Below are 23,735 nucleotides of genomic sequence, written 5' to 3'. Positions count from 1 at the left end.
ACGGGAATCCCCGCCCCGGCTCATCGGCGAACCCTCACCGCGCTGACCATCCATACAGCCAGTGTAGGGTAACCTAACCTAAATTTGCGCGGATCGACGAGACTCGCGAGAGATGCCCGAGAGCGGCCGCGCGTACCTCACAAGAGAATGTCTGCGGAGCACCTGATTTTGATCACCAGTTCGGCTTTGATGATCACTTAACGCGCTGAGCTGGAGTGATAGGTGTGCGGTGGGCTGTTCTGGCCGGACTACGAGCCGAAGAAGGCCCGCGTCGAGCATCTCTACGCCATCGCCGACGGCCAGGTCACCCCCGAGACTGGCGAGCCGATCGTGATCTTCTGCATGGACGAGTTCGGCCCGCTCAACCTCCAACCCCGCCCCGGACGACAGGTCAACGAGGCTTGACGTCCGATCATCCCTACCCATTCGCTCCAGCTTCCTGCCCGGCCCGCCATGCCGACCAAAGCGCGGCATACACCCCGTCGGCGGCGATCAGCTCTGTATGGGTTCCTCGCTCGGCGATACGGCCGTGCTCCATCACCACGACCAGATCGCAGGCGGCGGCTTGCGAGAGCCGGTGCGCGATCACCAGTCCAGTGCGTCCGGTCAGCGCAGCGTCGGCGGCGCGGTCGAGCAGTCCGGCGTACGCGGAACCTGCCTCGGCGGTGGCCTCGTCGAAGATCGCCAGTTCCGGGTCGGCCAGCACCAGGCGAGTGAGCGCCACCTGTTGTGCCTGTGCGGCGGTCAGCTCGTACCCGCCACCACCGAGCACCGTGTCAAGGCCATCGGGCAGCAGGTCGAGCATCCCTACAGCCTGGGCCACTTCCAGCGCAGCCCCTACCTGACCGTCGGTGGCATCCGGTGCGGCGAGGGTGAGGTTGTCTCGCAATGTCCCCGCGAACACGTGTACTTCCTGGGTGATCATCACCGTGCGCTCCGGTCGGGCCACGGTCCCGGCGTCGGGCTGGTGAATGCCGGCGACCACCGTGGCCAGCGTGGACTTGCCGGCACCCGACGAACCTACGACGGCGACACGCTGACCGGTGGGGATGTCGAGCGTGACATCGACGAGCACACGGGGGCCGATCCCGTAGTGGAAGGAGACCTCGCGGAGGTGGACGCTGCTGCTCGTTGCGATGCCTGGCGCGTCCGCGACGGGGATGGTGGTGACTCCGACCATGCGGTTCAGCGACGCGAGGGCGGACTGGAGAGTGTCGATGACGAACAGCAGCTGATTGACCGGGTTCAGCAGGCGTAGCACGAGCAGCATGGCGGTGGTCGCGCCCCCGACAGTCGAGGCTCCGTGGTCGATGAGGACGAAGCCGACGACGAGCACGGCGGCCAGGCTCAGGCACTCGCCGAGGTTCAGGCGGGTGTTGAGCATGCTCTGCACGGTGCGCGCCCGCAACGCCTGCACCGATACGCCCCAGGAGGTGGTGGTCACGGCGCGGTGCCGCTGCTCGGCAAGCCTGAATCCGAGCACAGTGGCGTAGCCGCGCTGCGACTCCAGAATCTGCTGAGCACGCGCGCTCATCGCTGCACGCTCGGCCAGGTATACCCGCGGGCCTGTTCGCAGGTACCACCGCATGGAGAGCACGTAGACAGGCAGCACGACGGCAAGGGCGGCGGCGTAGGGCCATTCCACCGCGGCCAGCCCGCCCAGCGACATGACGATGGTGAAGGACGTAACGGTAAGCGCCGGGATCACCGCGGGAGCCGCATCGGCAACCGCGGTGACGTCGTCGCTGGACCGCGAGATCAGATCCCCGGTGCCGGCAGACTCGACGACATGCTGCGGCAGCGTCAGGGCACGGGAGACCAGCTCCTCCCGCAGCCCGGCGAGGACGGTGTGGTACATGCGAGTAGCCAGGACGATCGTCGCCGCCGTGCCAGCGGCACCGAGAATGGCCGAGACCGCCATGATCGCGATGGCGGTCAGCACGGTACCGAGGTCGGCGGCGCCTTCCTGGACCCGATCGATGAGGAACCCGATCGCGACGGGTCCGATCAGGTCGATGGCGGTGCTTGCGATTCCCAGCACCACGAGGGCGGCCAGACTGCGTCGATGCCCACGGCTGAGCCGCCACACCTCCCGAGCGGTCTCACGTCCGCCCGCGACCGGCAGCGCGTGCTCTGTCGTCACGGATCCCCCGGTCACAGCGCCGCCTTTCCAAGCACCGGCATGTTGTCGAGGAGGCCGACGACACGGTCGCAGCAGCCAAGCAGGGCCGGGGACGAGGCGATCAGCAGGGTTGAGCGATCTATACGGATACCGACCAGCCGCTTGGCGATGGTCTGCTCGGTCACCGAGTCGACGGCGGTGGTCGGGTCGTGCAGCACCAGCACCGGAGTATCGGTCGCGAAGGCTCGAGCGAGCGCAACCCGTTGACGCTGGCCACCGGACAGGCGGTTGCCGTTCTCACCGACGGGGGTGTCGAGATCGGCTGCGAAGTCCTCACAGGCAGCCGCCCACACTGCACTGTCCATTCGCTCGGGCAGGCAGGCGGTGACGGCGAGGTTGTCGCGGATGGTGCCGGTGAACAACGTTGCCCGATGAGGTGCGGCGGTGACCAGGGAACGGTACTCCGCTGGGGTCAGTTCGTGCGCCGGCCGGCCGTCGAGACGCACCTCAATGTCGTTGGCGGCCCACGGGTTCAGCAGCGCGTCAGCGATGCGGGCGGCAATCCGATCATCGGCGTGCACCCCCACCAGCTCACCGGGTTCTACCCGGATTGACGCACTGGGCACGCCGATATCCAGCACGCCGACATACGGCGCGGACACGTCCTGCACAGGCGGCGGCGTGCACCGCTGTCGTATCGCGTCATCGTGTCCGGATGCGGCGGTGCCTGCGTTCCTGAACACGTCCATGATTCGCGCGGCTGAGGCGCGGGCGCCCGCGAGATTGGGGATGGAATAACTCGCGATCGCCTGCATCTGTGGCAGCAGCGCCTGGGTGAGGCCACCCGCGGCGATCAACTCGCCGACGCTCAGCTGCCCATTCACCGCGAACCAGCCCGCCAGCCCCGTCACCGCGGCGACGAACACGCCATTTACCGCACCGGAGCCCACAAGAAACCTGCCGAGTAGCCCGGCGTTGCGCCCGGCGCCGACCAGGGTCTCCCGGCTGGCCTGCCGGTATCGCCTGGTCGCCTCGGTCTCGGCGCGCACGCCCTTGATCACCCGGTATCCGGCGACCAGATCGGTAGCCCGTCCAACGGTGTCAGCGAGGAGATCCTGGTATTCGCGGGTGTCGCGGGAGAGACGTTCGCTCAGGAGGCCCATCAACCAGACCGCCACGGGCGCGCCGAGCAGCACCATGACCCCAAGCGGCCAGTGCATCACCAGCAACGAGACAGCGATGAACATTATGGCGGCGATCCTCGAGATCGGCAGAACCACGAGCAGCCCAGCGTTGGCCAGGCGGAAGACGTCGTTGGTCATGGCCGAGACCACATTGTCCGCCGGCGCCCGCACCGCGCTGCCGTCGGAATGCAGCACTCTGGTCGAGAGTGTCGCGCGCAGTCGGTGCTGCAACAACTGGACCGCATACGTGTTGAGCCGATTCGTGAACCTGGCCGCCGCCGTCAGCGCGACGTACAAGGCCACCAGCACACCGAGCCAAAGCACCAGTTGCCCGGCATCCCTGGTCACGAGCGCCCGGTCGATCGCGAGCCCCATCACCACCGGGACAGCCGACTCGCCCACTTGCCACACGATCGCCAACAGCATCGCGGGGATCGTGATGCGTGGCAGCGAGAAGATGACGCGCGCCACGAACTGTCCGGGACGATCACCCTCCCTGACCTCGAATGACCGGACATCAGGAGGCTCAGGCGCAGCCTGTCCCAGCACCGGTAGCCACCGCGTCAGCGGTCCTCGCCCCAGCTCCATCGGATCGGTGCGCATCAACGGCCCTCCCGCACGCCTTCGCCACCGCGGTCACGGCCCAGCGGCACCACCTGAGGAGTGCCCGCTACCGGATCGGGCACCACCAGACAGCGCAAACCGAACACCTCTTCGACCAGCTCGGCCGTCACGATCTCCGACGGTGGCCCCTCGGCGACCATGGCGCCGTCCTTCATGGCGATCAAGTGCGTGGCGTAGCGAGCAGCATGATTCAGGTCGTGCAGCACGGCGACCAGGGTGTGGCCGACGTGGTGCAGGTCGGTGAACAGCTCCATCAGTTCGATCTGATGGGTGATGTCGAGGAAGGTGGTCGGCTCGTCCAGCAGCAGGATGCTGGTGTGCTGCGCGAGCGCCATCGCCACCCACACCCGCTGTCGCTGGCCTCCCGACAACTCGTCCACCAAGCGGCCCGACAGGTCGGTGACCGCGGTCTGGTCCATCGCCCTGACTACGGCCCGCTCGTCGGCCTCGGTCCACAGCCGGATGAACCCCTGATACGGATACCGGCCCCGAGCCACCAGGTCGGCTACGGTGATCCCGTCCGGGGCGATCGAGGTCTGCGGCAGCAGGCCGACCCGCCGCGCCACCTCCTTCGTCTTGTACGACTGGATAGCTACACCGTCGAGGACCACCTGACCCGCGGACGGCTTCAACAGCCGCGACAGGCCGCGCAGCAGAGTGGACTTCCCGCACGCGTTCGGGCCCACGATGACTGTGAACGACTCGTCCGGAATGGACACCGACAAGCCCTCGCTGATGATGCGCTTGTCGTAACCGATCGTCGCCGACTCCACGCGGAGGCGTGAGCCGCCGGGCGGCGGAGCAGGAGTGGGTACGTCTCTCGCCTCCGCAAGATCGGTGATGGTGTTGGTGTTCATAGGCGTCTCCTGGCTTCGGTGAAAAGCAGATACCCGAGGTACCCACCGCCGAGCATGACGGTGATGATCCCCACCGGCAGGGGAGTTGGGGCGACGTGCTGGGCGAGGTAGTCCGCCACCAGACACAGCAGCGCGCCGACGAAGGCGGCGGGTGCGAGGGTTATCCCCGCAGTGCGGACAAGGCGGTGTCCGATCTGCGGCGCGACCAGGGAGATGAACGCGATCGGCCCCGATGCAGCCGTGACAATCGCCGTCAACGCCACCCCCACCACGACCATGCCGAGGCGGGCGGGCGAGACCCGCACCCCTTGGGAGGCGGCGGTATCATCACCCAGCTCCATCTGCCGCATCGGCCGGCTCAACATCGCAGCCAACAGCAGAAGCACAGCGATGCACACACCGCCGATGGCCACCTGATCCCAGGACACCCCGTTGAGTGATCCGGCGCCCCACGCGGCGGCTGCAATCGCCTGTTCCAGGTCGGCTCTGAGTATCAACCAGGTGTTGAGCGAGCCGAGCATCGCCGAGACGCCGATGCCGACAATGATCAACCGGAACCCCTGCACCCCTCGCCGGTAGGCGAGCACGTACACGGCGATGGCGGTGGCCATCCCCCCTAGCAACGCCCCGCCTATCAACTGCACGTAGGTGCCGTTGATGAGGAGGATCACGATCAACGCGCCGGTGTAGGAGCCCTGGGAGAATCCGATGATGCTGGGGTCAGCGAGCGGGTTGCGCAACATCGACTGGAAGACCGCCCCGCTCGCCCCCAACGCGGCACCGAACACCAGCGCCGCAACCACCCGGGGCGCCCGCCACTCGACCACGATGTCGTGGACCAGCCCGGTCTCCCCGCCGACCAGCGCGGAGACCACCTGCCCAGGGCTGAGCTGGTACGAGCCCGTCATCAGCGCGAGCACCGCCATGCAGGCGACCGCGACCGCGAGCACCGCGCAGACGATGACCGAGCGCCACTCGAGCCGGACCGCGATCCTCCATCGCCGCAGCACCAGCACCCGCCGCCCGAAGTCCAGCCGCCCCCCGGGAGCCCCACCTGTTGAGCGATGGCGCGTTAGTCCGGACCGAGAAGTAACGCCGATACTCATAGTCCGCTCGCCTTCTTCCGCCGCACCAGTGCGATGAGAACGGGGGCGCCGATGAAGGCGGTGACGATACCCACGGGGATCTCGCTGGGCCGCATGACGATTCGCCCGAGAACGTCGGAGGCCAGCAGCAGGCTCGGGGCGAGGAGGATGCTGTAGGCGAAGACCCAGCGCTGGTTCGGTCCGACGAACCAGCGGGCCACGTGCGGCACCATGAGCCCGACGAATCCGATGGGGCCCGCGATGGCGGTCGCGCCTCCAGCGAGCAGTGTGATCGCGATGATCGCGAGGACGCGGGTACGAGCCAGACGGACGCCCTGGGCGGCGGCGATCTCGTCGCCGAGAGCCATCGCGTTGAGTGGACCCGACACCGCAAAGGCCAGAATGAGCGCCACGGCGAAGAACGGCAGGACCGGCCACACCACGTCGAGGGGGCGCCCCAGGATCGAACCGGCAGTCCACGACCGCATCGCATCGAACGCGTCCGGGTTGGTCAGCTGAAGTGCCGACCCGGCGCCATCGAGCACCGCGCTGACACAGACCCCGGCGAGCACCATGACTCCCGGCGACTGGCCGCGTCGGGTCGATCCCAGGAGCAAGACCATGATCGTGACGATCAGTGCCCCGGCGAACGCGAACCACATGTAGCCACTGATATCGCGGATTCCGAGCACGCCGACGGCCATGGTCACCGCGAAGGAGGAACCCGCGCCCACGCCGAGGATACCGGTGTCGGCCAGCGGATTGCGCGTCAATGCCTGGATCAACGCCCCCGCGACCCCCAACGCCATGCCTACGACGAGCCCGACGACCGTGCGCGGCAGACGGTAGTCGCGGATCGAGAACTGATCGATGTCGGCCGACGGATGAAACAGCGCATCCCATATCACCGACGACGCAATCGCCGTCGAGCCAACCAACAGGCTCAGCACCAGCAGTACGAGCAGTGTCACCAGTGCTGTGAGCAGACCGACGGCGCGCAGTCGAGGTCCGGATGCCGCCGCGGGCACCCGGACCTCGACGTCACGGGTCTGTGCCGTCATCCCGCCGTCGCGAGCTTCGCCAGCGCCTGGCCGAGCGAATCCAGGTATTGAGAGTAGGTCCGATAGGATCTGGTGAAGCTGACATCGCCGAAGCAGTAGACACCCAGGGCCTTGCCCGAGGTCACGGCGGGAAGGGCCTTCCATGCGCCCGATTCCGCCACGGGGGCGAAGCCTTCCGTGACCTTACCCTCAGCGTCCACGGGGTACAGGAGCACGTCGTACTCGGACAGGCCGCCGATCTGCTCGAACGATCGCTCCTCGCCCCCTTCGCCCAGATCGGGTATGTCGAGGGGAATGTCCGCTCGCGCTATCTCCGAGCACTGCGAGCCGTTGAGGGTGAACATTCCTGCGTCCTGCCAAGAACCTCTGTTGACTTCGCCGAACTTGGTGGTCTTTATGATCTCCGGGTACTTGTTCTGGAACTCGGCGAGCTTCTCCTCATACTCGGTCTTCTGCTCGTTGAGAGCATCTGTCAACTCAGTGGCATCCGCGGTCACGGACAGGCGGGTCTTCCAGTCCGAGCTGAATCCGAAGAAGATCGTCGGTGCGATCGATTCCAGTTGCGACTTCATCTGCTCGAAGTCGGAGTCAGGTGCGGAGAACAAGATGAGGTCGGGCTTGAGGGTGGCCAGCAGCTCGAGGTCGGCTTCGCTGGCGCCGGAGCCGAGGAGCTTGGCCGCCTTGTACGCGGCCTGCTGCTCCTCGGGCAGTACGTCGAGCACGGAAGCGTCCACCTCCGTGACGCCCACTGGCTCGCCGCCGAGGTCGAGGAACGACACGGTTAGTCTCCCGAGCGTTGCAATCCGCTGCGGGTGCGCCGGAATCTCGACCGCGCCGTTGTCGGCCTCCACAGTGCGGGTCGCTCCGACCGCGCCACCTTGATCGTCGCTGTCGTCGCTGCCGCACCCCGCAAGGAGGATCACGGTGCCCAGCAACGCGGCGACCAGGGCCGCACTGCGGCGCCGTGGTCTGGTAAATGTCATGGATGCGTTTTTCCTTCTGTTCTTCGTTCGAGTGGGGGTGATGTTCCCCGTTAGATCCGGACAGCTACTATTGATCCCTTTTCCATCGTCGGCGTGGACCTGCGGCGATCTCGATCGACGACGGTGAGACGGAAAGGGCCCATAGCAGATCCTGGCCTGGCCTACGGATTGTCGGATCCCAAGATTCTTCAAGGTAGCAGCGAACTGGGCAGATGCGTAGTTGCTTCCGCGGTCCGAATGAATAATCGCCCCGTCGGTGAGCCGGTGGTTACGGGCGGCCATGGTGATGGCGGTGTCGATGAGACGGGTCGCGGTCGCGGAGCGGGATGGCCGCACCATTCGTAGAAACCGGAACGGGAAACCTGCAGCCAGGCGCACATCTGGGTGATGGACGGCGCGGGTGTGACGGTTTTCGTGGTGGTGCGGGCAGCATACTCCGCATCGACGAACTCGAACGGGTCGCTCACCGATGATCCTTAGCTAAGTACGCCGTGGCTTTTTCCAGGAAGGCGTTCTCCATGGCCAGCTCATGGTTCTGTTGTTCGAGTTCGCGTATCCGCGCGTTGTCCGCGGCGGCCGGGGAGGGCGCCTCGCCGGCGTGGGCGCGCCGGTAGGCGGCGACCCGGACTCCGAGTTTCCCCTCGACGATGCCGAGTTCACGTGCGACGTCGGCGATCGGACGAGACGCCTCGATTACCATCTTTACCACCTCGTCCTTGAATTCAGGCGAGCATTTCCTGCACTTCTGTGTCAACTATTACTTCTTCCGCGCTGCCCCTAATTCTAGTAGGGGCAGCTGTCCGGAAGAAAATGGGCACCTCAGGGGCAGTTGGTGTTGTTGCGGACGAGTTCGTGGACGGTGGTGCCCCAGCCGACGATGTGCGTCTCTGTGCGGGTGAGCCCTGACCGGGTGATCACGGTGTCCAGTTCCTCGGCGGTGCGTAGACCGGAGCCATGTACCGCGAGTCCGATCAGGTCGGCTTCGCCGTCATGTTCATCGAGGTCGTCGGTGTCGAAGACCTCCTCGACCAGCAGCACCCGCCCACCCGGGAGGAGGTTCTCGGACGCTCGGCGGAGAGCGTGGGCGGCGTCGGCGTCGGGTAGCGCCTTGAAAGCGCGGCTGATGAACACGACGTCCGATTCGGGGCTGGGCTCGAATACCGACTGCTCGACCACGCTGACCCGTGCCCGCTGCTGCTCGTCGGGGATCGTGACGGGCAAGTCGCGGCGTAGCCAGTCGGCCTGGGCGGGCAGCACGCAGATCGTGACCCGCAGATCAGGATGAGCGGCGACGAACTCGCGGGCCTGCACGCCCGCGCCACCGGAGTGGATCACCAGGTGCCGGACACCAGTAAGCAGGTTGGATTTGGCGATCGACATAGCCAGCGCGTGCTGGAACTCGGCCAGACGTTCCAGGTAGCGGTCCTCGTAGTCCTGCTCGGCCCGCACCTCAGCAAAAGTCTGACCCGTGACGGAGGCGTAAGACGACCGGCCAGTGCGGATCGACTCGGTGAGTCCGTAGACGCCGAGCATCTCCCGGCCTCCCACCCCAGACGGGTGCAAGGAGTCCGCGACGAACTCGACGGTTAGGACTTCACCCACCGGCGTCAGAGCGTAGCGGCCCGGTTCGGTCTCGGTCAGCACGTCCAGAGCATGCAGGTAGCGCAGCAGCTTGCCCAACGCCCGCTTGTCGGCATCCGCCCTGATGGCCAAGTCCGCCACGCTGCTGACGCCACGCGAGATCAGCTCGGGAATGCCCAGCTCGACGGCGGTGCGGATCGCGATCGGCGGGACCAGTTCGGTCAGTTGATGGAGCTTCTCGAAGGGCGTGATCGACTTCTCGGGGTCGGGCACCGCTCCGTCGGCCTCTAGGGCAATGACCTCGCCACGACGCCAGTACCCGGTGAACTCGATGTCCTCCTTGGGCACACTCCGGTCCTCGACCAGATGGCGACGCAGATCCCGCACCGCCGAGCGCTCTCCCGCGAACCACGCGAACGGTCGGCCGTCCCACCAGCCACTGTTCTTGACCGCGTCCACCAGAAGCGTGGTCGTGCCCGCCTCGGCGCCGTCGCGCACCAACCAGGTCACCTCAACCCGCGGCAGAGCCCTCAGCTCCAGCCGATGAGCGTCTTCGGCGACCTCGACGAACACCTGCGCCCGCGCGTCATCGGGCAACTCATCAAGCAGGCGGGCGATCGCGGGGATCGCTGTGTCGTCGCCGGCGACAAGAAGCCAGTCCGCGTCTTGCGGTAGCGCCCGCGATGCGCTCGGGCCGTGGAAGTGGATGCGGTCGCCGGGTTGGGTACGGTACGCCCAGGTGCTGCCGACACCGATACCGTGCTTGACGAAGTCCACGTCCAGTTCTCCGGTCGCGGGGTTCCAGCGACGAACTGTGTAGCCCCTTGACAACGGCCGGGGGTTCCTCGTCAGCTCGAGGCCCTTCTCCTTCTGCACTGGCAGCACCGGCTCGGCCTGATCGGGGTAGCAGAACACCAACCGAATGTCATCGTCGAAGCCTGTCGAGTCGAACGCCGGCTGCGGGAAGCCGTTCGCCGAGGTGAACGCACGAAGTTGCTCGCCACCCAACGTGACCCGTCGCATCCCCGGCGTCAGGTCCACCACCCGAACCACCTCGACCTCTCGCAGGGTCAGCGGGTGCACTGTGAGCCCACGTGAGGTCTTCGGCATGCTGAGGGAAGCCCCTTCCGATCGCGTCTAGGGTGAGACGGCCCCGCGCCACCAACGGCAGCGGGCCACTGCTAAGGTACGGTAAACCTCACCTGCACTTGGGTACGCAGGTCGCCATATAGTTATGACATGATTGGCTCGTCTCCGCCGCCGATACCGGGAGCACGGATGGTGCCGGTGGAGCGCCCCAGTCACATGCTGATCTGGGTCCGCACCGGTCGCGCGCGGGTGCTTCTGGACGGCGGAACGGAGTTCTCTCTCGCCGGCGGCGAAGGCATCTGGATGCCTCAGAGCTACCGAAACCGCACTCTGACGATCACCGAGCCCGGCACGGTCGCTTTCCCGTACTGGCTCGACGCCAGCGTCGGGGCCTGGGCGCTGACCAAGCCGACGCGGTTCGATGTCCCCGATGACTGGCAGGACTGGCTGATCCAGTACTTCAACCTTCAGGTCACACCGTTCACCGGTCACGGGTATTCGCCTGACGGGGTAGCCGATCTTCTTCGTGGTCTCGGCACACGCCCAACCTCACCTCCGCGCGGCGGGGCCACCGCTCCTTCGGCACTGCTCGCCCCCCCCACCATGCCGAAGGCCGCCGGGGCGAGAGCAGTGGCCGAGGAACTGATCCGCGACCCCGCGCTCGACCTCACCGTCAAGGAATGGGCGACCCGGGTGCCCTCTAGTCCGCGCACCCTGCTGCGCGAGTTCCTCGCCGATACCGGGCTCACCTTCGAGCAGTGGCGACTGCGCTGCCGGCTGACCGCCGCCGTCGAGCTTCTGGCCGCCGGGTACGACGCCGATCAGGTGGCAGCGCGAGTGGGCTTCGCCAGCCGCGGCGGCTTCCGGCGCGCGTTCCAGCAGCAGTTCGGGCCGACCCCTCACGAGTTCGCCAGGGAGCTCGCCGCCCGCGCTCTTGCCGGTGGCCTGACCGGGCGCGCCAGCGCGGCACGCCAGGCTGACAAGTTCGTGCGCTTGATGCGGAGAGACGGTGCTGCTGCCCATGCGCCCGATCTGCTGCCCGCAGCCCGCACGCCCTTGCACGCCACGGATAGTCACGTGCTCAGTTGGATGTATCGCGGCAGCGGTTACCTCGACATCGGCGTTAGGCGTTACGAACGACTGCGTGGCGTCGCGACTTGGATACCAGCGGGAGCCGAGCACATTACTGGGCTTCGCCAGGACTCCATCTCGCTGCCGCTCGGAAACGCCAGCACCGCCGATCTCCAACTGACCGAACCCATCCAGGTGCAGTTCCCGCGAGCGTGGGACGACTACCTGATGTTCTGCTCCATCAGCGCCCGAACCATGCTGCGTCCGGTCGACTATGACCCGGCCCGCATCATCGACCTGTTCGCCGAGCAGGTCGCCGCGCAGCGGGCACTATCGGTGCCGATGCCCACCGACCCGCGTGGGCGTGAAGCTGCCACCGACTACCTGCGCCGCATCGGGGTCTCTGCTGGATCGACCGACTTCGACCTGCCCGCCGAAGTCCACCGAGCGTTCCACGAGCAGACCGGAATGACCTTCGCCCGCTGGCGCTACGCGGCCCGCATGCGCGTGGCTCGCGACCTGCTCGTCGGCGGCGCCAAGCCCAGCGCCGTTGCCCACCGCGTTGGCTACGCTCACCTACCGACCTTCAGCGCCGCCTTCACGCGCTTCCACGGACTCTCACCGCGCGAATACCAAGAGCGTGAGATCGGCACCGCTTGATCAACGCCATGGATGTGAACCGCGACAACCAGCAGCTCATCGCCGACGCCGTCCTCAAAGCCCAGTGCAGCCACCGCGACGCCCGATCCGACCACGCGGCCGAACTCAGCACCATCGAGACGGAACTCACCCAGACCGACCAGCCCATCGACCGTTGTCTGGGCGCCTTCGAGCGCGGTGCCCTCGGCGGGACTGTCAAGAGGATCTCGGCTCTGTCGCACTTTCGGTGGTGACTGAGTGTTAGCCGAGCAGGATCCTGTGGCGGAGGAGGGGAAACCCTGCCCGGCCGTGCATCTGGCGCATGATTCGCTTGGTCTTGGTGTTCACGCCTTCAGTGCCGCCGTTGTTGTGGGGCAGGGTGAGGGCGTTGTTGACGGGTCCCGGTCGAGGTTGAGGCCGCGGGTGAAGGCGTGCAGGTGAGGTAGGTCGGCGGCCCGCGCGCTGGTGATCCATGCGGTGAGGAGGTCGTCGTTGCCGTCGGCTGGGGCGAGTAGCGCGGCGAAGCCGTGTATCAGGCTCGTGAGGGTGGTCATCTCGGGGCAGGCGGCGGTGTGCTCGCCGAGCCGGTCGCGCTGGGGGTCGGTGAGGGCGTCGGGCCTGGTGAGCAGGAGCCGGGTCAGCCTGCGTGGGGAGATCGTGGGCTTGTCGCCGTCGAGGCGTCCCTGGTTGATGTAGCGGACGAGTAGGTTGTGGCTGCCCGGGTAGCCCTGCTCGGTGATCTCGTGGAACAGGCGCAGGACCGGGACGCCGGGTTCCTCGGCACGGCGGCGTTTGAGGTAGTCGCGGTAGGGATCGACCAGCGTCGGGCGGAAGGCCGGGGCTCGGGTGAGCCGGTCGGGCTCGGGGACGCGGGCGTAGCGCTTGACGGTGTTCAGGGCGAGGTTGAGCCTGTTGGGCTCCAAAATCCGGGTGCGGCCTGTGAGCTGCTCTTTTACAGCCCGGGTGATCGCCTGCGGAGGTCGTCAGGCGGCGTTGCGGTACTCGTTGATCAGCCCGCCGAGGATGCGTGTGCGACGGACGGTGGAACCCGGGGTCGGGGTGACCACGGGTGGCGGGTCGGGCGGGTGCTGGCCGAGGGAGCGGTGAGGCCGGTGGGTGTTGAAATGCTCGGCGTATGTGGTGAGGGCGGTGGTCAGGTGCCGTTCGGAGACGATCAACAGCCTGTCGGTGCATTCCCGGCGGGCGGTGCCGACCCAGCGTTCCGCGGTCGCGTTCGCCTGCGGCGACTGTGGCGGTGTGCGCACCACGTCGATACCGGCTCCGGCAAAGACAGCGTCGAAGGAAACCGTAAATTTCGTGTCGCGGTCACGGAGGAGGAACCGGAACCGGTGGCCACGTTCCTCGAGGTCCATCAGCAGGTTCCGTGCCTGCTGGGTGACCCAGGCCGCGGTTGGATGCTTCGTGACCCCGAGGACGTGGACACGGCGGGTGGCGTGCTCGACGACGAAGAACACGTAGATCCGTTGTAGGAATACGGTGTCCACGGTGAAGAAATCGCAGGCGAGGATGCCGGAGGCCTGGGCGCGCAGGAACGTGCGCCAGGAGGCGTCGGCCCGACGGGGCGCTGGATCGACACCGGCGCGGTGCAGGATCCGCCAGACGGTGGCGACCCCGACCGGGTAGCCCAACCCGACGAGTTCTCCTTGGATCCGGCGGTGGCCCCAGGTCGGGTTCTCCCGTGCGAGGCGCAGGACCAGCTCGCGGATCTCCCGGCGGACCGATGGCCGTCCGGGCGACGTCCGAGGGTAGGTCCATTGTCGTGCGAGGAGGTCACGGTGCCAGCGCAATACGGTGGCCGGGGTGACGACGAACGAACCCCAGCGGGCCCGGGGCAACAGCCGGGACAGGGCTGCGAGGATCACCCGATCCGCCGGTTCCAGCGCCGGGCGGTTCACCTGCCGTCGTAACACCGCCACCTGATGTCGCAGGACGAGGAGCTCCACGTCCTTCGCGGTGTCCCCGCGGACTCGGAGCAGCATCACTCCGAGAGCGTTGCGTGTCAGGGCGTAGAACAGGGACCACACCATGACCATCCAGCCTGCCCGACGCGGGCCCTGTCCGGCAGGCAAACGCGCAGGTCATCCCCAAATCGGGGTTCTGGAGCCCCACAGCCCGCTGCCAGGTCCGATCGGACACCGCTCAGACAACGGCGTCCAGGGAATACAGGCATGATCTGGATGACCTGGCGGCAGCACCGGACGCAGGCCCTGTTCGCCGTATCCTTGCTCGCTGTACTCGCCGCCGTCCTCGTTCCCACCGGTCTGCAGATGCACCACACGTTCGACAGCCTGGGCCTACCCACGTGCCTACACGGACCCGGCGTCGCCGAGTTCGTCGATGCCGCAGGCGGCGGCTGCGGGCCACAGGTCGAACAATTCACCAATCGTTTCCAGAACCGCAGCCTGATAGCGCTGCTCCTGGTATCTCTGCCACTGTTCGCAGGTCTGTTCTGGGGCGCGCCGATGCTCGCCCGAGAGTTCGAGCACGGCACACACCGGCTGGTCTGGACTCAGGGAGTGAGTCGGCTACGCTGGGCTGTCACCAAGTTCGGCTTGGTAGCAGCCGGTGTGGTGGCGATCGCCGCCGTGTACACGCTGCTGGTGTCGTGGTGGTTTGGCCCTCTCAACCAGGCCGCAGGAAATCGGTTCTCCTGGATGTTCGACGTTCAGGGGCTGGTTCCAGTCGGTTTCAGTCTGTTCGCAGTGGCACTCGGAATCCTCGCAGGTACCATTACCCGCAGGGTACTGCCCGCGATGGCGATCACCCTGGTCGGTTTCGCCGCCAGCCGGATCGCGGTGGTTTTCCTGCTACGGCCGCACTTCCTGCCGCTCGTTGAGCGCAGGTATCCGATCGTAGGCACTACCCGACCCAACGAACTTCACGGCGACTGGGTCTACAGTGCCGGAATCAACAATGCTCAAGGGGATCTGATCTACGGAGGAACGCCAACGAACAGCGTTCGCTCCTATTGTGACCCTCGGGACGTCGTGGGAACGCCCTGCCATTTCGACGTGGGCCCCGGCGGCTACAACCTGGAGCTGATCCAACCTGTCGGACGGTACTGGCTTTTTCAGGCACTCGAGACCACTCTGTTCGTCACGCTCGCCGCGCTGGTGCTCATCGCCGCTGTCCACTACATCCGCCGCCGGGCCACCTAAAGATCTTCAATGTATGGCGATCGAGGGCGACGGCGGAACCCGCCAACCTGTTTGAGGCAGAAACTTGTGGAAACTACCAAGTTGTTGTGAGCAATGGTTGAGACCTGTGGATCGGCTGGGGAGGGCGTACCTTCCCGGTGATCGAGGTTGAGGTCTCAGTCAGGCCGACGTTGACGCGTCGGTCGGGAAGGCACGCCCGTGCTCACGGTAGTACCCGAGGACAGCACGCCTGAGAACGGCTCGACGGCCAGGCCGTCGCTGATCGATGAGATCGTGCGGGAGGGTGCCCGGCGGATGCTCGCGGCCGCGTTGGAAGCCGAGGTCGGCGCCTACATCGCCGAGCTCGCCGGCGAGTGTGACGACCGCGGCCGCCGGCTGGTGGTCCGTAACGGCCGTGCCCGGTCCCGGCGGGTGCGGTCGAGGTCACCGCGCCGCGGGTCAATGACCGCAGGGTCGACCCGGACAGGTACCGCGAGCGTCGGAAACGGCCCGAGGGTCGGTGGCAGTGCGGGCCCACGGGCCGCGTGTCATCCTGTGGCCGGCCAGCCGTGTTCTGTAGCCACGGGTGCCGGGTGCCCGAGGGGGAGGAACCAGCGTGGTGGACGGCGTCGGCTCGGCTCGGCTTGCGGTGCTCATCGATGCGGAGAACGTGCCGTTGTGGACTGTCGAGCCGCTGCTCGCCGAGATCGCCCGGTACGGGAAGGCGCAGGTGAGGCGTGCCTACGGTGACTGGGCGGGCTCGCTGAGGAGCTGGAAGAAGACCCTGCTGGAGCTGTCCATTCGTCCGGTGCAGGTGTTCGCCGCGGTCAAGGGGAAGAACGCGGCGGACCTGGCGTTGACGATCGACGCGATGGATCTGCTGCACGCCGGGTCCATCGACGGAATCTGCTTGGTGTCCCCGTTGACTGAACTAACGGCATGGTTTGCCCAGGTCAACGCGGGTGCGCGGAGGGACTCGGTTAGGGTCCTCGTTCATGATCGACGACGAGGTGACGTCGCGGGATCTTGCCGTGTTGGCTGTCCCGCTGGTGGGGTCGCTTGAGGAGACGGGCGACCGGTGGTTGCCGTTCCGGCTTGTCGACCCGGCCGGCGGGCCGGTGGAGGCGGTGTCGTCCTACTTCCGTGACCTTCAGGCGGCCGGGCGTTCTGAGACGACGTTGCGTTCCTATGGGATGGATCTGCTGCGCTGGTTCCGGTTCTTGTGGGCGGTCGACGTCCCGTGGAAGCAGGCGACGCGGGTCGAGGCTCGGGACTTCTGTCGTTGGATGCGGGTAGCCGGGAAGCCATCCCGCCTGTGGGGTGCCAGAAGTCGGCCTGGGCCCGTGAGCTGGGCTGATGCGACGGTGCGGCTGTCGGCATGATGGTCAGCTATGTCCGTACGCCTGCTCTATCTGATCTTCGTGCGGGTATGTGGCTGGCTGGTTCTCCTCGGCCGCTCGTCGGCATCGAAGGACATCGAGCTGCTCGTGCTGCGGCACGAGGTCGCGGTGCTGCGCCGCACCCAGCCCAAGCCCCGGTGGGACTGGGCAGACCGGGCGGTCCTCGCCACACTGATCCGACTCCTACCCAGGGCCCTGCGAGCGCACCGGCTGGTCACCCCCGGCACCGTCCTCGGGTGGCACCGCCGTCTCATCACACGGAAATGGACCCACCCGCAGCGGACCGGACGGCCACCGATCAGCCCGGAGATCGCCACGCTGATCAAGCGGCTCGCGACCGAGAACACGACGTGGGGCTACCAGCGAATCCAGGGCGAGCTCCTCAAGCTCGGCCACCGGGTCGGTGCGTCCACGATCCGCCGGGTCCTGAAGTCCCTGGGTCTCCCGCCGGCGCCCAGGCGGCAGACCGACACGACCTGGCGGCAGTTCCTACGCGCCCAAGCCTCGACCATGCTGGCAGTCGACTTCTTCCATGTGGACTGCGCCGTGACGCTGCGGCGTCTGTACTGCTTCTTCGTCCTGGAGGTCGGCTCCCGCACCGTGCACATCCTCGGGGTCACCGCCCACCCGGACGGGTCGTGGACCACCCAGCAGATTCGGAACTTCCTGATGGACCTCGGCGACCGGGCAGGCGACTTCCAGTTCCTGGTCCGCGACCGGGCCGGACAATTCACCGCCTCCTTCGACGCGGTCCTCGCCGACGCCGGCATCACAGCCGTCAAGATCCCACCCCGAACCCCACGGGCGAACGCCTACGCTGAGCGGTTCGTCCGCACCGTCCGGACCGAGGTCACCGACCGGATGCTGATCTTCGGCGAACGGCACCTGCGTACCATCCTGGCCGAGTACGCGGCCCACTACAACGGACGGCGACCCCACCGCAGCCGCGACCTTCAACCACCCCGACCCGACCACCCCATCGCAAACCTGACCAAGGAACGGATCAAACGTCGGCCTGTCCTCGGCGGCTTGATCAACGAATACGAACGAGCTGCCTAAAAGCCCAGGTCAATGGCGGTGTCCGAGTTCTGGCACCCCACAGTCCGTGGTGGGACTTCTCCTGGGCACCCGACAACTGGCCCTGCAGGGCGCTCCCCCGGAGCTGCTGCGCCCCGCCCGCCGGCTACTGGTCTTCTCCAGCATCGTGACCTTGGCGTTGAACATCGCCGAACCGGTGATCGCAGGCGACTACGGCAAGGCCGCCTTCGATGCAGTCGGCCCGGCCCTACTGATCGGGTGGAGCGAGGTCGGCCCCGGCCTGCTGCAAGCAATGCGCCACCCCACCACTCCCTCGGCCCCCATCCGGATGCCACAGCGCAACGGCACGCCAGCATCCACCGTGCCCACCGACGGCCACGGCGATGACACCGGCTCGACCGTGGCCGGTGTTCCCCGACAGCGCAAGCCCGCCCCAGACAGCGCCGCCACGGCTTCAGCAACACTGCTCACACGTGCGCGGCGGGAAGACACCCGATACTGGGAGGAACACCACCGGCCAATCTCGGCGGAGGAGCTACGGAAACGCCTGAAGATCGGATCAAAACGAGCCCGAGGTCTCGTCATACAGCTGCGCGCAGATGCACATCGGGCCCTTGAGGAGCTCGCCCCTGCAGCTGACCCGCTCATACCCATGGTCAATCCGTCCGGAGTCGGTCTGGATGACGTCGAGATGATCGATATCGAACCAGCAGGACCGAGTTGGCTCGCCGCATCCGAGTGAGCGCCCCTCCGTATCGTCTAGGACCAGCACCGAGACCGTGCGCCAGCAATGTGGGAGGTCGAACCGCCGACCGTCCGCTTTTCAGGCCGGTCCATACCGTCCAGGAACGTCCGCACACGTGCTCTGACGTCCACTTCTGGCCGCTGGAGTACCCCTCTGGCGGCCCACGTTGCCACACGCACTGCCACACATTCACCGCCTCCGAGACCGCCTGCGACGCCCCCGCCGTGCCTTCGCCGCACCCCCGTGTGGCAACCGGTACGGCGGCGGAAGGCGCGAAGCGGGCCGCCCCGTCTGAGAGATCCGCCGACGTTTGGGAGCCCACCACGGCCGTGCGGGGTCTTCGATGAGCGCCAAAGCGGTAACAGCCACAGCCGCGCCGGGCGGTCGTGGCGACGGGGCAGGGAGCTCCGCCGTCCGCGGCGTCACCGTGATCATGGTGCTGGTGATGGGCCTCAGTTTCCTGTTCGGCTTCGGCAACTCCTGGGCATTGGGCCTCCACCTCGGGGTCCCGCCGTACGTCGCGCCGCTGGCCTCCCGTGGGTTCAGCCAAACTGAAGGGTCCTCAGCCCGAACTCAAGGGTCCAACCCCGCCAGGACCGGGGTGGACCCGTGAGGGTCATGCCCAGGGTGGTGGTGTACGGAGCGTGATGCCGCGTGATCCTGGTTGAAGGTTATGCGGTCAGAGCTTCGGGTGTCACGCCGATCTCAGGTGTGTCGGATTTCTTGTTCGTGGCGTCGACTTTCGCGAGGATTTCGAGGCCGAAGTAGCGGTGGGTCTCGATCCACTCGTCGTGTTGTTCCGCGAGGACCGCGCCGACGAGACGTATGATGGCGTCACGGTCGGGGAAGATACCGACGACGTCGGTACGGCGGCGGATTTCCTTGTTCAGTCGTTCCTGCGGGTTCGACGACCAGATCTGCCGCCAGACCTCCCGCGGGTAGGTCGTGAACGCGAGTAGGTCGGCTTTTGCGCCGGAGAGATGGTCGGCGGCCTTCGGGAGTTTCTCGGAGAGGGCTTCGGTGACCCGGTCGAACTGCCCGCCGACCTCATTGGCGTCGGCCTGGTCGAAGACAGTTCTCACGAGCGTGGCGACCCACGGCTGCGATGATTTTGGTGTCATCGTGAGCAAGTCCCGAAGGTAATGAGTCCGACATCTCTGCCACGACGCACCGGGCAGTGTGGAGCCGATCGCGTTGACCAGTCCCCGGTGGGCATCGGAGGTCACCAGCCGCACCCCGGACAGGCCTCGGGCGACCAGGCCGCGGAAGAACGCCAGCCAGCCGGCACCGTCCTCGCTGCTCACAACGTCGAGGCCGAGGATCTCCCGGTGCCCGTCACCGTTGACCCCCACGGCAAGCAGGCAGTGCACGTTGATCACACGGCCGTCCTCACGGACCTTCATCGTCAACGCGTCGGCCTGGACGAACCGGTACGGACCGGCGTCCAACGGCCGGGACCGGAACGCCTCGACCTGGGTGTCGAGATGCTTCGCCAGTACCGATACCTGCGATTTCGAGATATGCGCGACCCCGAGTTGTTCAACGAGTTTGTCGACCCGCCTGGTCGACACCCCCAGCAGATAGGAGGTGGCGACCACCGAGATCAGTGCCTGCTCGGCACGCCGGCGCCGGGTCAGCAGCCATTCCGGAAAATACGATCCCTGCCGCAGCTTCGGCACCGCCAGCTCGATCGTCCCGGCACGGGTGTCCCACTCCCGCGCCCGATACCCGTTCCGCCGGTTCACCCGCTCGGGGGAAATCTCCCCATATTCCGCGTTGCAGATCCCGTCCACCTCGGCGCCCATCAACGCCTCCGCGAACGCCTTCACCATCGAGCCCAACAGATCCGGACTCGCCGTCATCAGCTCCTTGCTGAACGAGTCCACATCCGTCACAGTCTGGCGCGCGGCCATCGCGTCTCCTCATCGAGTTGCTTCGCACGTTTCTCGAAAAGGATCACGCGGTGGTCGCTCTACGTCACGGACCGCCACTCCGGCGAGTCGCTCGACGATCACGATCCGTACACCACGTCAGTGGACTCCACTCCCGTGAGTTCGGGCCAACCGCTGGCAGCGCACGACGCGGGGACCGGCTCCCCGACCGCGCCCAGGGGGCGGCAGACGGGCGGCATCGTCCACGTGCCTGGCACGCCATCCAGGCAGTTTCCCAGCAGCGCCAGGCGTTCCCGGGCCGCCGGCCACCTGGGGGCCGCAGGCTGCCACGCTCCCTCACTTTCACCGCTTCTGCAGGAAAGGCAGCAAGGACGAGGGAGGCTCAGGAATCCCGAAGAACCGTCAACCCGCCTCGGGGCCGGGGCCGGTGGGCCGGAAGGCGCTGTCCCAGGCCAGAACACATGATCCAGGTCGGCAGCCGGGAACCATGAACTGAAGGGTTATTTCTCAGTCGCCCCCGCGGTGGACCTGTCCGTGGTCGGCCTCCTGCTCGGAATACGACACCTCGCACTCGGCGGAGCGACCACCCAGCAGATGCGGCCAGCCTGGCGACTGCTCGTGTTCGCTGGTTTCGTCACCCTGGCACTGAACGTCGCCGAACCACTCATCGAACAGAACTACGGCCGGGCAGCCTTCGACGCCGTTGGTCCGCTACTCCTGATCGGCTGGGCCGAGGTCGGCCCAGGCCTGCTCCAAGCGATGAAAGCCATCGAATCTAAAACCGCCCAGCCCACGCCTGTTGATGGCCTGCCCGCAACGGATGAGGTATCCGTGCAGTCGGAAGTTCCCAGAGCTACGTCACCTGTACTGGCGCCGCCCCAGACAATGCAGTCGGAGGGCGACAGCAACTCCGTTCAGCATGTTCAGACAGTCGAGTCGAACACCGCATCATCATCAGTATCGACGATGGACGGGGTCGTCTCCGGCCCGGAGCGCGGAACGTTGGAAGATCCATCCCTGACAATCAAGGCGAGAGAACGGAAGGGAGAGCAGGATCGTACCGACAAAAATGCGCGAGAGCAAGATCTGCTTCACCGGGCTCGCGCCGAGGATGTGCTGCACTGGCAGCATCACCAGCGTCCGATCTCAGCAGATACGTTGCGGAAACGGCTCCATGTGGGTGCTCCCACCGCTCGCAGGCTCGTTGCGCAACTACGCAGTGACACCCACACTCAAATCGAAGGCGTCGGGTATCCTCCACCCGACACCGACTGAAACCTGACCGGCCACACCGCACGCCGCTGGAGGCCGAGACGCCTCCGGTACAGCATTCGCGTACCTCTCAATTCTACGGTAGAGGCTGACCGCGGTCAGCCTCTACCCGAACAGATTGGATGTGGCCAAAAATATCCGAGTACCCAAGATCCGTAGCATCATGCGGCGGCCGGGGCAAGGTAAGCCGTAGCTAATAGAGAGTCAGGCTCCGCCAGCGAGCCGATACTGGTTGACTTGATCGCGGTGGCCTTATAAGGTTTTGCATCGTCGCCGCTTTACTTCTCTCGTGCGCGGCTGGCTAACTAAAATGGGCGTAGTTCCCGCCAAGTGACGTGATCAAGTCGGTGTGTAGTGTTCGGCGAACTTGGTGTGGTGGTTGCGGTGCTGTTCCTGGTCGAGGTGGTAAGCCCAGTAGGCGTCGAAGTCGCCGTTGGTGACGACTGCGCGGAGGAGGAGGACTGCTTCGGCGCCGTCGAGGCCCCATCTGGCTCCGGTGATGTCGAATCGGTCCTTGATGAGGTGGCGGCAGGAGCCCTCGACGACGCCGGTCGCGATCGGCCAGCCGTTGGCGAGCGCGAGGTCGTAGCCCAGGTAGGGGGCCTTGGCGTCGAGGTAGTCGGCGGCGGTGTCGGCGCCCTTGCGTTCGGTGGCGTTGTAGTGGTTGCGGGTCGCGCGGCGGCGGAACCCGGAGGCGATCGCGTGGGCCTTGCCGGCGAGCACGCCGCGGGCCTGTGCGTGGACCCAGTCCTCGGCGTCGGGGTCGCCCTTGTCGAAGAACGACCAGGCGGCGGTCCAGAGGTACTCGAGGACGTGGATGAAGTCGACGATGACGGTGATGGTGACGTCGCGGCGGGTGGCCTCGGCGTGGATCGCGTCGAGCTGGGTGTTGTTGCCGTCGACGAGCACGACCCAGGTCCGCTGCTGGTGGGGGTCGCGGCGTTCGGCCTCGTCGAAGCCGGCGGCGATGACGGTGGCGATGTCGTCGACGACGGAGGCGGCCAGCCAGGTCCCGGTGGCCGTCGGCCCGTCCGCCCGGGGCTGGCCGCTGGCCTGGGCGTTGCCGCGGCGGGGGATGACGTCGTCGACGGTGCGCGGCGCGGGGGTGGTGTCGTGCACGATGGCGATCTCGGCCATCCGTTTGCGGTTGGCTTTCTCGCCGGGTGACAGCCGGGTGGCCAGCCGGTTCTTCCTCGCCTCGGCGGCCTTCGCGGTCGCCGGGCGCAGCGCCTCGGGGCGCATGACGATGCCCTTGCCGTCGAACTGGAGGACCAGCAGCCGGCCGGCGGGGGTGATCTCGGGCCGTGGCTGGGCGTAGAAGGCGGTGATGTCGGCGGCCAGGCTCCGGACGAGCTCGACGGCGAGCCGTTTGCCCATCACCTGGCCGGTCGCGCGGGCGACCGCGTCGACCGCGTCGTCGAACGAGCCCCGGGTCACCTCCAGGGCGAGCCTGCGCGCGAGCGTGTGCGAGTACAGCCCCGCCGGAAGGTTCAGCACCGCGTCCGCGGGATGCAGGTTGCCCGCCCCCGCCGCCCGGTAGGCGTGCCGGCTGACCACGACCTGCCCGAACTGGGACACCAGCCGCCGGCCATGGCCGCGTTCCAGCCGGGTACGGGCCACCCCGTCAGCACCGACCGGTGGCGGGTCGGCCCGCGTCTCCTCACGGGCACGCAGGTCAAGATGGCCCTGCAGCAGCGCCCGCAGCACCTCACGGCCATCCCGCTCGATCAGGTCCTCGACCTCGTCGTGCCGGCCAGCGCGGGCGTCCGCCCCGGCGAGCAGCGCCTCCAGCGCGAGGTACCGCGCCCTGGCCTCGGCGAACGGGCCCGCCGGCGGCGGCACGGCCGGCTCCTCGTACCCTGACACGCAGGCTCCTTTTCGCAGTCACGTCCCAATGGTTTCGTCACCACGGAACGTAGCGAGAAGGAGCCACC

19 protein-coding genes and 4 pseudogenes are annotated in these 23,735 nt (G+C 66.8%); 10 read left to right on the top strand and 13 right to left on the bottom strand.

What is annotated here, in order from left to right; translation table 11 throughout:
* Positions 1 to 243 precede the first annotated feature (243 nt).
* Positions 244 to 390: pseudogene (locus FRANEAN1_RS14830) on the top strand (Mobile element protein); the annotation flags it as partial.
* Positions 391 to 418: 28 nt separating this feature from the next.
* Here FRANEAN1_RS14830 and FRANEAN1_RS14825 read toward each other — a convergent pair.
* The 9 genes and pseudogenes from FRANEAN1_RS14825 to FRANEAN1_RS14790 all read right to left on the bottom strand — a co-directional run bounded on the left by FRANEAN1_RS14825 (position 419) and on the right by FRANEAN1_RS14790 (position 10,607).
* The gene (locus FRANEAN1_RS14825; RefSeq protein ID WP_020460610.1) at positions 419 to 2,143 is read right to left on the bottom strand and encodes an ABC transporter ATP-binding protein; all 1,725 of its coding nucleotides are present in this window, start codon (positions 2,141 to 2,143) and stop codon (positions 419 to 421) included.
* Positions 2,144 to 2,154: 11 nt separating this feature from the next.
* Positions 2,155 to 3,909, bottom strand: coding sequence for an ABC transporter ATP-binding protein (locus FRANEAN1_RS14820; protein ID WP_020460609.1), 1,755 nt, complete (start codon positions 3,907 to 3,909; stop codon positions 2,155 to 2,157).
* The gene (locus tag FRANEAN1_RS14815) at positions 3,909 to 4,787 is read right to left on the bottom strand and encodes an ABC transporter ATP-binding protein (RefSeq protein WP_020460608.1); all 879 of its coding nucleotides are present in this window, start codon (positions 4,785 to 4,787) and stop codon (positions 3,909 to 3,911) included. Before FRANEAN1_RS14815 ends, FRANEAN1_RS14820 begins: the two co-directional genes overlap by 1 nt.
* Complete coding sequence (locus FRANEAN1_RS14810; RefSeq protein ID WP_041255913.1) at positions 4,784 to 5,821, bottom strand: iron chelate uptake ABC transporter family permease subunit; 1,038 nt, start codon at positions 5,819 to 5,821, stop codon at positions 4,784 to 4,786. The genes FRANEAN1_RS14815 and FRANEAN1_RS14810 overlap by 4 nt, the downstream gene beginning before the upstream one ends.
* Before the next feature lie 68 nt (positions 5,822 to 5,889).
* Positions 5,890 to 6,900: an iron chelate uptake ABC transporter family permease subunit gene (locus tag FRANEAN1_RS14805; RefSeq protein ID WP_347177142.1), complete on the bottom strand. Its 1,011-nt coding sequence runs from the start codon at positions 6,898 to 6,900 to the stop codon at positions 5,890 to 5,892.
* 29 nt (positions 6,901 to 6,929) lie between these two features.
* Positions 6,930 to 7,916 carry an ABC transporter substrate-binding protein gene (locus tag FRANEAN1_RS14800; RefSeq protein ID WP_020460606.1) on the bottom strand — a complete coding sequence of 329 codons (987 nt, stop codon included), beginning with the start codon at positions 7,914 to 7,916 and terminating at the stop codon, positions 6,930 to 6,932.
* A 159-nt stretch (positions 7,917 to 8,075) separates the two neighbouring features.
* Positions 8,076 to 8,171 (bottom strand): annotated as a pseudogene (locus FRANEAN1_RS43395) (IS3 family transposase); the annotation flags it as partial.
* 208 nt (positions 8,172 to 8,379) lie between these two features.
* Positions 8,380 to 8,670 (bottom strand): IS3 family transposase, encoded by a 291-nt coding sequence (locus FRANEAN1_RS14795; RefSeq protein WP_020460605.1) that lies wholly within the window; start codon positions 8,668 to 8,670, stop codon positions 8,380 to 8,382.
* 65 nt (positions 8,671 to 8,735) lie between these two features.
* On the bottom strand, positions 8,736 to 10,607 hold the full coding sequence (locus FRANEAN1_RS14790) for a siderophore-interacting protein (protein ID WP_020460604.1): 1,872 nt from the start codon (positions 10,605 to 10,607) through the stop codon (positions 8,736 to 8,738).
* Positions 10,608 to 10,802: 195 nt separating this feature from the next.
* On the opposite strand from FRANEAN1_RS14790, the gene FRANEAN1_RS14785 reads away from it, so the two are divergent.
* Both FRANEAN1_RS14785 and FRANEAN1_RS14780 read left to right on the top strand, forming a co-directional pair.
* Positions 10,803 to 12,317 (top strand): AraC family transcriptional regulator, encoded by a 1,515-nt coding sequence (locus FRANEAN1_RS14785; RefSeq protein ID WP_347177141.1) that lies wholly within the window; start codon positions 10,803 to 10,805, stop codon positions 12,315 to 12,317.
* Positions 12,314 to 12,550: a hypothetical protein gene (locus tag FRANEAN1_RS14780; RefSeq protein ID WP_020460602.1), complete on the top strand. Its 237-nt coding sequence runs from the start codon at positions 12,314 to 12,316 to the stop codon at positions 12,548 to 12,550. Before FRANEAN1_RS14785 ends, FRANEAN1_RS14780 begins: the two co-directional genes overlap by 4 nt.
* 7 nt (positions 12,551 to 12,557) lie before the next feature.
* Here the strand turns inward: FRANEAN1_RS14780 and FRANEAN1_RS14770 are convergent.
* Positions 12,558 to 13,222 (bottom strand): annotated as a pseudogene (locus FRANEAN1_RS14770) (transposase); the annotation flags it as partial.
* Between the two features lie 57 nt (positions 13,223 to 13,279).
* Positions 13,280 to 14,386, bottom strand: coding sequence for an integrase core domain-containing protein (locus FRANEAN1_RS14765; RefSeq protein WP_020460600.1), 1,107 nt, complete (start codon positions 14,384 to 14,386; stop codon positions 13,280 to 13,282).
* A 99-nt stretch (positions 14,387 to 14,485) separates the two neighbouring features.
* On the opposite strand from FRANEAN1_RS14765, the gene FRANEAN1_RS14760 reads away from it, so the two are divergent.
* From FRANEAN1_RS14760 to FRANEAN1_RS42170, 6 genes and pseudogenes are all read left to right on the top strand, one after another.
* Positions 14,486 to 15,475, top strand: a complete 990-nt coding sequence (locus tag FRANEAN1_RS14760) for a transporter (protein WP_020460599.1) — start codon at positions 14,486 to 14,488, stop codon at positions 15,473 to 15,475.
* A 198-nt stretch (positions 15,476 to 15,673) separates the two neighbouring features.
* Positions 15,674 to 15,939, top strand: a pseudogene (locus FRANEAN1_RS38780) (IS256 family transposase); the annotation flags it as partial.
* 131 nt (positions 15,940 to 16,070) lie between these two features.
* A complete protein-coding gene (locus FRANEAN1_RS38775; RefSeq protein ID WP_083788240.1) occupies positions 16,071 to 16,517 on the top strand; it encodes an NYN domain-containing protein in 447 nt (148 codons plus the stop codon).
* A complete protein-coding gene (locus FRANEAN1_RS14750) occupies positions 16,450 to 16,836 on the top strand; it encodes a site-specific integrase (protein ID WP_020460598.1) in 387 nt (128 codons plus the stop codon). The genes FRANEAN1_RS38775 and FRANEAN1_RS14750 overlap by 68 nt, the downstream gene beginning before the upstream one ends.
* A gap of 9 nt (positions 16,837 to 16,845) precedes the next feature.
* Positions 16,846 to 17,913, top strand: coding sequence for an integrase core domain-containing protein (locus FRANEAN1_RS14745; RefSeq protein WP_020460597.1), 1,068 nt, complete (start codon positions 16,846 to 16,848; stop codon positions 17,911 to 17,913).
* Positions 17,914 to 18,058: 145 nt separating this feature from the next.
* Entirely contained in the window at positions 18,059 to 18,634 is a 576-nt protein-coding gene (locus FRANEAN1_RS42170; RefSeq protein WP_198145511.1) for a hypothetical protein, read from the top strand.
* Positions 18,635 to 19,308: 674 nt separating this feature from the next.
* On the opposite strand, the gene FRANEAN1_RS14730 is transcribed toward FRANEAN1_RS42170, so the two are convergent.
* Positions 19,309 to 20,550, bottom strand: coding sequence for an IS256 family transposase (locus FRANEAN1_RS14730; protein WP_020460594.1), 1,242 nt, complete (start codon positions 20,548 to 20,550; stop codon positions 19,309 to 19,311).
* Between the two features lie 471 nt (positions 20,551 to 21,021).
* Here FRANEAN1_RS14730 and FRANEAN1_RS38765 point away from each other — a divergent pair, with 471 nt between their 5' ends.
* Positions 21,022 to 21,804 (top strand): hypothetical protein, encoded by a 783-nt coding sequence (locus FRANEAN1_RS38765; RefSeq protein ID WP_083788239.1) that lies wholly within the window; start codon positions 21,022 to 21,024, stop codon positions 21,802 to 21,804.
* 336 nt (positions 21,805 to 22,140) lie between these two features.
* On the opposite strand, the gene FRANEAN1_RS14720 is transcribed toward FRANEAN1_RS38765, so the two are convergent.
* The gene (locus FRANEAN1_RS14720) at positions 22,141 to 23,643 is read right to left on the bottom strand and encodes an ISKra4-like element ISFsp17 family transposase (RefSeq protein WP_020460592.1); all 1,503 of its coding nucleotides are present in this window, start codon (positions 23,641 to 23,643) and stop codon (positions 22,141 to 22,143) included.
* Positions 23,644 to 23,735 lie beyond the last annotated feature (92 nt).

Source organism: Parafrankia sp. EAN1pec, from assembly GCF_000018005.1.
GTDB classification, from domain to species: domain Bacteria; phylum Actinomycetota; class Actinomycetes; order Frankiales; family Frankiaceae; genus Parafrankia; species Parafrankia soli.
This window is presented reverse-complemented; position numbering and strand designations above follow the sequence as displayed.

Coding starts and splice junctions, on each gene's coding strand:
- FRANEAN1_RS14820 (WP_020460609.1), bottom strand. CDS start 3,909: ATGCGCACCGATCCGATGGAGCTGGGGCGAGGACCGCTGACGCGGTGG.
- FRANEAN1_RS14815 (WP_020460608.1), bottom strand. CDS start 4,787: ATGAACACCAACACCATCACCGATCTTGCGGAGGCGAGAGACGTACCC.
- FRANEAN1_RS14800 (WP_020460606.1), bottom strand. CDS start 7,916: ATGACATTTACCAGACCACGGCGCCGCAGTGCGGCCCTGGTCGCCGCG.
- FRANEAN1_RS14790 (WP_020460604.1), bottom strand. CDS start 10,607: ATGCCGAAGACCTCACGTGGGCTCACAGTGCACCCGCTGACCCTGCGA.
- FRANEAN1_RS14785 (WP_347177141.1), top strand. CDS start 10,803: ATGCTGATCTGGGTCCGCACCGGTCGCGCGCGGGTGCTTCTGGACGGC.
- FRANEAN1_RS14760 (WP_020460599.1), top strand. CDS start 14,486: ATGATCTGGATGACCTGGCGGCAGCACCGGACGCAGGCCCTGTTCGCC.
- FRANEAN1_RS14750 (WP_020460598.1), top strand. CDS start 16,450: ATGATCGACGACGAGGTGACGTCGCGGGATCTTGCCGTGTTGGCTGTC.
- FRANEAN1_RS14745 (WP_020460597.1), top strand. CDS start 16,846: ATGTCCGTACGCCTGCTCTATCTGATCTTCGTGCGGGTATGTGGCTGG.
- FRANEAN1_RS14730 (WP_020460594.1), bottom strand. CDS start 20,550: ATGGCCGCGCGCCAGACTGTGACGGATGTGGACTCGTTCAGCAAGGAG.